Annotated in this window: 7 protein-coding genes; 2 read left to right on the top strand and 5 right to left on the bottom strand. The window is 71.3% G+C overall.

All coding sequences use genetic code 11. The features are described from left to right. Both JNK30_RS20420 and JNK30_RS20415 read right to left on the bottom strand, forming a co-directional pair. Positions 1 to 839: aldehyde dehydrogenase family protein (locus JNK30_RS20420; RefSeq protein ID WP_367118769.1), on the bottom strand; the 839-nt coding region annotated here is incomplete at its 3' end. A gap of 12 nt (positions 840 to 851) precedes the next feature. Next, a complete protein-coding gene (locus JNK30_RS20415; RefSeq protein ID WP_293485177.1) occupies positions 852 to 1,964 on the bottom strand; it encodes a saccharopine dehydrogenase family protein in 1,113 nt (370 codons plus the stop codon). A 121-nt stretch (positions 1,965 to 2,085) separates the two neighbouring features. Between JNK30_RS20415 and JNK30_RS20410 the strand changes: the two genes are divergently transcribed. Next, positions 2,086 to 2,511 carry an Lrp/AsnC family transcriptional regulator gene (locus JNK30_RS20410; RefSeq protein ID WP_293485175.1) on the top strand — a complete coding sequence of 142 codons (426 nt, stop codon included), beginning with the start codon at positions 2,086 to 2,088 and terminating at the stop codon, positions 2,509 to 2,511. A 4-nt stretch (positions 2,512 to 2,515) separates the two neighbouring features. After that, positions 2,516 to 3,277, top strand: a complete 762-nt coding sequence (locus JNK30_RS20405) for a PIG-L family deacetylase (RefSeq protein ID WP_293485173.1) — start codon at positions 2,516 to 2,518, stop codon at positions 3,275 to 3,277. A 204-nt stretch (positions 3,278 to 3,481) separates the two neighbouring features. Here JNK30_RS20405 and JNK30_RS20400 read toward each other — a convergent pair whose 3' ends face one another. The 3 genes from JNK30_RS20400 to JNK30_RS20390 all read right to left on the bottom strand — a co-directional run bounded on the left by JNK30_RS20400 (position 3,482) and on the right by JNK30_RS20390 (position 6,733). Continuing rightward, positions 3,482 to 4,645 carry a Gfo/Idh/MocA family oxidoreductase gene (locus JNK30_RS20400; RefSeq protein WP_293485171.1) on the bottom strand — a complete coding sequence of 388 codons (1,164 nt, stop codon included), beginning with the start codon at positions 4,643 to 4,645 and terminating at the stop codon, positions 3,482 to 3,484. 79 nt (positions 4,646 to 4,724) lie between these two features. Further along, the gene (locus JNK30_RS20395) at positions 4,725 to 5,801 is read right to left on the bottom strand and encodes a flavodoxin family protein (RefSeq protein ID WP_293485169.1); all 1,077 of its coding nucleotides are present in this window, start codon (positions 5,799 to 5,801) and stop codon (positions 4,725 to 4,727) included. 14 nt (positions 5,802 to 5,815) lie between these two features. Next, positions 5,816 to 6,733 (bottom strand): NAD(P)/FAD-dependent oxidoreductase, encoded by a 918-nt coding sequence (locus tag JNK30_RS20390; RefSeq protein ID WP_293485167.1) that lies wholly within the window; start codon positions 6,731 to 6,733, stop codon positions 5,816 to 5,818. Between the last annotated feature and the right edge of the window lie 319 nt (positions 6,734 to 7,052).

The raw sequence follows: 7,052 nt of genomic DNA, 5'->3' as shown, positions 1-7,052 counted from the left end.
TCGAGGTCGGCGCTGGGCGCGATGATCGCCGCGTTGTTGCCGCCGAGCTCCAGCAGCGCGCGGGCGAAGCGCTTCGCCAGTCGCGGCCCTACGGCGCGACCCATGGCGGTGGAGCCGGTGGCGCTGACCAGCGGCACCTTCGGATGATCGATCAGGGCCTCGCCGACCTCGCGGCCGCCGATCACCACCGACGACAGGCCCGCGGGCGCGTCGCCGAACTTCGCCGCGGCGCGCTCGAACAGCGCCTGCACGGCCAGGGCCGTGAGCGGGGTCTTCTCGCTGGGCTTCCAGATGCAGGCGTCACCGCAGACGAACGCCAGGGCCGAGTTCCACGACCACACCGCCACCGGGAAGTTGAACGCCGAGATGATCCCGACGACGCCCAGGGGGTGCCAGGTCTCCATCATGCGGTGGTCCGGCCGCTCGGTGGCGAGCGTGAGGCCGAAGAGCTGGCGCGAGAGGCCGACCGCGTAGTCGCAGATGTCGATCATCTCCTGGACTTCGCCCAGGGCCTCGGACGTGACCTTGCCGGCTTCCAGGGTGACGAGCGCGCCCAGGTCGGCCTTGGCGGCGCGCAGCTCCTCGCCGAACAGGCGCACCAGCTCGCCGCGCCGCGGGGCGGGCACATTGCGCCAGGCCAGGAAGGCGTCGTGGGCGGCGGCGATGGCGGCGTCGACCTGGGCTGGCGAGGCGTCATGCACATGGCCCATGACCTCGCCGGTGACGGGCGAGCGCACGGCCCGGCCGCCGCCGGTCCAGAGGCTTTCGGCCACGCCGAGGCGGGCCAGGACGACGGCGGCTTCGGCCGCGGCGGAGGTGATCTTGGTCTGCACGGTCATCATGGTACCCGATTATTCGGCCGCCACGCGCAGCGCCGGCGCCGGGACCTCGCCCGCGTAGTAGCGGCCGAAGCGGTTCGCGAGGAAGGCGTGCAGCGGGATGTCCTCCTGGCGGATGAACCCCGTCTGCGGCAGGGCGCCGTCGGCGAGCATGTCCAGCACCGCGCAGATCGCGCCGGCGGTGGTGATCTGGATGGCGCTCTTCACCTCGCCCATCACCTCCTGGGCGAAGACCTTGTTGACGTAGGTCTCCTGCATCAGGTGGCCGCTCTTCATGCCCGAGACCGTCACGAACACGATCACCACGTCCTGCATCGTGGCCGGGACCGAGTTCTCCAGGATGTCCTTCAGGACGTCGCGACGGTTGCGCAGGTTCAGGTCGTTGAGCAGCGCCTTCATGATCGCCGCATGGCCGGGGTAGCGGATGGTCTTGTAGTTCAGGTTCCGCACCTGTCCGTCCAGGGTGTGGCAGAGGGTGCCCAGGCCGCCCGAGGTGTTGAACGCCTCGTAGGCCACGCCGTCGAGGGCGAACTCCTCGCACTCCTCGAGCGCCGGCGTCTCGCGGAGCTTGCCGTTCACGATCGCCTCGCAGGGCTCGCAGTACTCGTTGATCACTCCGTCGGTGGACCAGGTCAGGTTGTAGTTGAGCGCATTCGACGGATAGCGGGGCAGGGCGCCGACGCGCAGGCGCACGTCGTGCAGCTGGTCGAAATGCTTGATCAGGTCCCAGGCCGCGATGGTGATGAAGCCCGGCGCGAGGCCGCACTGCGGGATGAAGGCGGTGGCGGCGTCCGCCGCCAGCTCGCGGACCACGCGGCTGGAGGCCACGTCCTCGGTGAGGTCGAGGTAGTGGGCGCCTGCAGTCTTGGCGGCGCGCGCGACGACGGTGGTCAGGTGGAAGGGCGCGCAGTTCACCACGGCGAAGGCGTTCGCGAAGGCCTCGCCCAGGGCGGCGGGATCCTCGATGGCCAGCGCCCGGGTTTCCACGTGCGCCCGGCCCGCAAAGGCCTCCAGCGCCTCGGCCGACTGATCGACCAGCGCGACCTCGTAGCTGCCCGACCCCACCAGCAGATCGACCACGGTCGAACCGATCTTGCCTGCCCCGACGACGGCGACCTTGCGCATTTTCTGACCTCTCCGGCTTCCACTTCGAGATTCGCGAGGGCCTCCGCCGCTTTCAACTGGCGTTTGGTCGATATGGACGGCTAACTTGGGCATATCGACGACAGGATTGTGCGGAACGCCGATGGACGACCTTGACGAGCACCTGCTGGCGCGGCTGCGCGAGAACGCCCGTGCGCCGGTGGCCGAGCTGGCCCGCGCGCTCGGCCTGTCGCGCACCACGGTGCAGAGCCGGCTCGCCAAGCTGGAGCGCAACGGCACCATCTCCGGCTACGCCGTGAAGCTTGCGCCGGCCTACGAACAGGGGCGGGTCCACGCCTTCGTCATGCTCACGGTCGAGCCGAAGCAGGCCGCGGCGGTGACGGCGGCGCTGAAGCGGATGCCGGCCGTGCGGCGGCTGCAGTCGGTGAGCGGCCCGTTCGACATGATCGCCGCCGTGGAAGCGGCCGGCGTGGCCGAGATGGACGCCACCATCGACGAGATCGGCGCGGTCCGGGGCGTGGAGCGCACCAACACGTCGCTCGTGCTCTCCACCAAGTTCGACCGGTGACAGCATGGCCCGAATCCTCGCCGTCCACGCCCACCCCGACGACATCGAGTGGCTGGCCGCCGGCACGCTGGCCCTGCTGTCGCGTTCGGGCCACCAGGTCGCGATCGTCACCGCCACGGCCGGCGAGGGCGGCTCCGCGGCGTTCGGGCCCGAGGAGACGGGCCGCATCCGGCAGGCGGAGGCGAAGGACGCCGCCGCGCTGATCGGCGCCGACTACCGCTGCCTGGGCTTCCCGGACCTCGGCGTCTTCAACGACGACGCATCGCGACGGCGCGTGACCGAGCTTCTCCGCGAACTGTCGCCCGACGTGGTCATCACCGCCGCGCCGGTGGACTACCATCCCGACCACGAGGCGATCAGCCTGCTCGTCAGGGATGCGTGTTTCGCCGCGCCCGTGGCCAACTACAGGACCGGGTCGGCCGCCCCCCTGGGCGCCATCCCGCACCTCTACTTCTGCGACGCCGCCGCAGGCCGTGATCGCGAGGGGCGGCCGCACGGCCGGGATTTCGCGGTGGACGTCGGCGACACGTTCGCCCTGCGCCGCGAGATGCTCGACCGGCACGTGAGCCAGGCGGACTGGGTCCGCAAGCACCACGCCGTCGACGACCACCTTGCCGCCATGGAGGCATGGGCCCGCCGCGTCGGCCGCGACTTCGGCGTCACCTACGCCGAGGGCTTCCGCCAGTACCGCCACGACCCGTATCCCCGCACGCCGCACCTGCAGGCGTTGCTGGGGGACCGGGTGCTCTCGCCGCCCGCCGCCTGAACGTCATGGCCCGGCTGAGACGTAGGACGGGAGGTCCGATCGCTTCGTCATGGCCCGGCTTGTCCGGGCCACCCCCCTGGGCTGTGAGCCGGCCGCTGGGAACGCCGCATGGAAAGCCCCGAAGCCGCGCCCAGTAGATCCGCCGGACAAGCCGGGGGATGACGGAGGCGGGGCGTCGGGGGATGACGGGAAGGCTTGGCGGCTTCAGCGTCCCGCCTTGGCCGCGTCGTAGCGGGCCCACATGGGCGCGCAGTCCACCATTGTCCGTTCCGCCATCGCGCGGTCGATGGCCATGACGGTCAGGCCGGCTTCCATGGATTCATACGGCGTCACCGGGAACGCCTGCCGGCCCTCGAGCGCCGCCAGCAGGTCCAGCGCCATCGCCTGGTCGGCGCCGTTGTGCGCGTCGGCGGTGCGGGTCTCGAAGTCGACGCGCTCGGGCTTGCCGCGGTGGAGCGCGCCGCGGACCATCAGCTTGTTGCGCACAAGATCGGCGATCAGGGTGCCCTCGGTTCCCGCTACGTACCAGCGGCGCTCCTGCAGGCCCACGTGGCTGTTGGCGTGGAACGAGAGGCGGACCTCGTTCTCGTACTCGACCATCGCGACCTGATGGTCCGTCACGTCCATGTCGGAGTGGAACGCGTCGTTCGCCGCGCCCCAGCCGGCGTCGCGCAGGGCGTAGGCCGCGGAGCCGTCCTCGTAGACGCGCGGCCGCTCGGCCCCGGCGGGCGTGAAGATCCGTCGGCCGCCGAAGCTGGCGACGCGCGCCGCCCGCGCGCCCGCGACGCGGCCGAAGATGTCGAAGTCGTGCACCACCTTGTCGAGGAAGTACGAGCCGCCCCATTCGGCGCGGCGACGCCAGTTGCGGGCGAGGTAGCCGCCGTGCTCGGGCGGCAGGTGCTCGGTGGCGTCCAGCGAGACGATCTCGCCGAGCGCGCCGGAATCCACGCGCGCGAGGACCTCGCGCACGATGGGCAGCGAACGCATCACCAGGCCGACGTAGACCGGCGGCGCCTTCGGATCGGCCAGCCGGCGGGCGAGCGCCTCCGTCTCGTCCTCGGTCCGCACGATCGGCTTCTCGGCGAAGATCGGCGCGCCGGCGCCGAGGGCCAGCGTCAGGTGCTCGTAGTGAAGGTGGTTGGGCGCGCCCAGCATCAGGAGATCGTAGGGCCCCCGCGCAAGCAGCTCGGCGACGTCGGCGCAGGATCGCCCCGGGCGGATGCGCGTCGTCTCGAGGATCGGCGCGCCGACGGGGTTCGGGTCGACATATGCCGCGAGGTCCAGGTTCCACCCGACCTCCTCCATCGCCGCGAGCACATGCGCGATCCGCTGGCCCAGTCCCACGACGCCGATACGATAGGTCTTCATCCGCCACCTCCCGAACGCATGAGGCCAGCTTTGCCGGGCGTCGTCATCCCCGGAGCCGCGGCCGGCGCGCCGGGGACCGCTACTTCTCGCGGGGGGCCTGCAGCTCCGAGCCGGTGAACTCGCCCATGGGGTCGCGCTGCACGCCCATCAGCAGGGTGCGCGCGGCGTTCCTGACCTCCTCCTGGATCGCGGTGTCGGCGTCCAGCTCGTCGTGGCTCGTGGCGTAGGGCTTCCAGTAGCCGATGTACCGGTCGAGCTGGGCGCTGGGGCCTGCCGGACAGAGGTGCATGAAGCTGAGCCAGTCGGCGAGGGCGCGCCGGACGTTCTCGGCCCCCTCCACGTCGCCATGCACCACCACCGCGAACTGGCGCTTCTCGAGGTGACGGGGATAGTCCCAGCCGTCCAGCTCGATCTGCTTGGCCTCGCTCACCGTCTTGCCGTGCGTTCGGGTCGGGTCGGGGTTGCCGCCGTCGGCGCAGACCAGCCGGTCCATCATCAGCTTGAGCGGCGAGGTGGGCGAGTACCAGTTCACCGGCGTGATGATCATGATCCCGTGGGCCTCGACCCACATCGGGTAGATCTCGTTCATCCAGTCGTGCACCTGACCCAGGCTGTGGTTCGGGTAGCAGGAGCACGGCCAGTGGCAGAGCGCCGGCGCGGTGGAGAAGCACGCCTTGCACGGGTGGATGTTGCGGCCGTACTCGGACGCGAGGCGCGAGAGGTCGAGGACGCGGACCGCGGTGTTGTCGGCCGTCTGGAAGATGTCGGCGGCCATCTCGACGAAGCGCCAGGACTTGGACATCTCGCCCGGACAGGTGTGCTCGCTGCGGGCCGACGCGTTCACGATGAGGAAGCGGAGCGGGCCGTTCGGGTCGTCGTGCCGCGCCTTCGCCGCCTGGATCTCGTCGCGCGCGGCCAGCCAGTCGACCGAGAGATCGTAGCCGGGGTCGGCGAACCCGGGCCCCGCCTTGCGCGTGACCGGCGCCTTGCGGTGGTTCGAGTAGGCGTCCCAGGCGGTCTGCACGATCCGCTCCAGCTCGGCGTCGAGGGCGCGGAAGGCGGGGTCGTGGAACTGCTCCAGGTAGCGGGCCCGGAACTGCGTCTCGGTAAGCGTGGGATCGGGCATGCCCTTGCGGGGCGGCGGAGCTTTGGCCATGCCGGGCGAACGGCTCAGTTGCCGCGCTTGTTCCCGGCGGCGGCGCGGAGCCGGTTGTGCACCTCGGTGGCGGCGATCGCGCCCTCGCCCTGGGCCGTGGAGATCTGGTTCAGCCCCCGCACGACGTCGCCGGCCGCGAAGAGGCCGGGCACGGTGGTTTCCTGGTGGCCGTTCACGATCAGGCGTCCGCCCGCGTCGAGTTTCGCGCCCGCCTGCACGGCGAGCCGCGTGCGGGGCGTCACGCCCAGGGCCGAGTAGACGGCGTCGAAGCTTCGTGGCTCGCCCGTCTCGAAGTCGAAGGCGGTGATGCGGCGCTTCTCGATCGTGACGCCGCGGAGGGCGCTCTCGACCACGGCCACGCCCGCGGCCTCGAGCATCCGCGCCGTGGCGCGCGGGAGGGCGTCCTGACCGAGGTTGATGAAGGTCACGTCGTCGGAATAGCCCTTGAGGAAGACCGCCTCGCGCGCACAGTGGTCGTCGCAGCCGAGCACCCCGATGCGGCGCCCCGTGACCTCGTAGCCGTCGCAGATCGGGCAGATGCGCACCAGGCCGCGCGCCACCGCGTCGGTCAGGCCGGGGATCGCAGGCGCCACGTCCTGCACGCCGGTCGCCAGGATGACGCTCCTGGCGGCGAACTCGCCCGCGTCGGTGGCCAGCCGGAAGCCGCCGCGGGACGTCGCGAGATCCTCCACCCGGCCGCGCACGATCTCGGCCCCATAGCGCTCGGCCTGCCGGCGCATGCGCTCGAGCAGCGTGCGGCCCCGCACGCCGTCGGGAAAGCCGGGGTGGTTGTGGCTGCGGGGAATCCAGGCGGCCCGGCTCTCGCCGGACTCGATGACCCGGAACCGCCGCCGGAACCGGGCGAGATAGATCGCGGCGGTCAGGCCCGCGGGGCCTGCGCCCACCACGACGCAGTCGAGGATGTCGGCCATCCGCGCCCAACGCGGGAGAACGGCTAAGGTTACGGGTCGCCCCGCGAAAAGCGCAGGTGGGGCGGCGCGCGTGCACCTTCGCGCATGCCGCTGCACCCCGGCGCACTTCCCGCATGCCGCCGCCCGGCCTGTGATCGGCCCCGCAGTACCAGGGGGTGTCTCATGCGTAGAACAATCGTCGCCGCCGCCGTGGCGTCGGCTCTCACGGGCGGCGTGGCCGCGCAGGCGCGGACGATCGTCTTCGACGACTTCGAGGGCTATGGCGACGTCAGCCAGGCCGATTTCACGGGCTTCGCCCATCTGACGGTGACGGCCGGCT

The sequence above is a fragment of the Phenylobacterium sp. genome (assembly GCF_016793225.1).
GTDB lineage: Bacteria > Pseudomonadota > Alphaproteobacteria > Caulobacterales > Caulobacteraceae > Phenylobacterium.
Note: the sequence above shows the minus strand (reverse complement) of the source record. Positions and strands in the feature narration are given on the sequence as shown.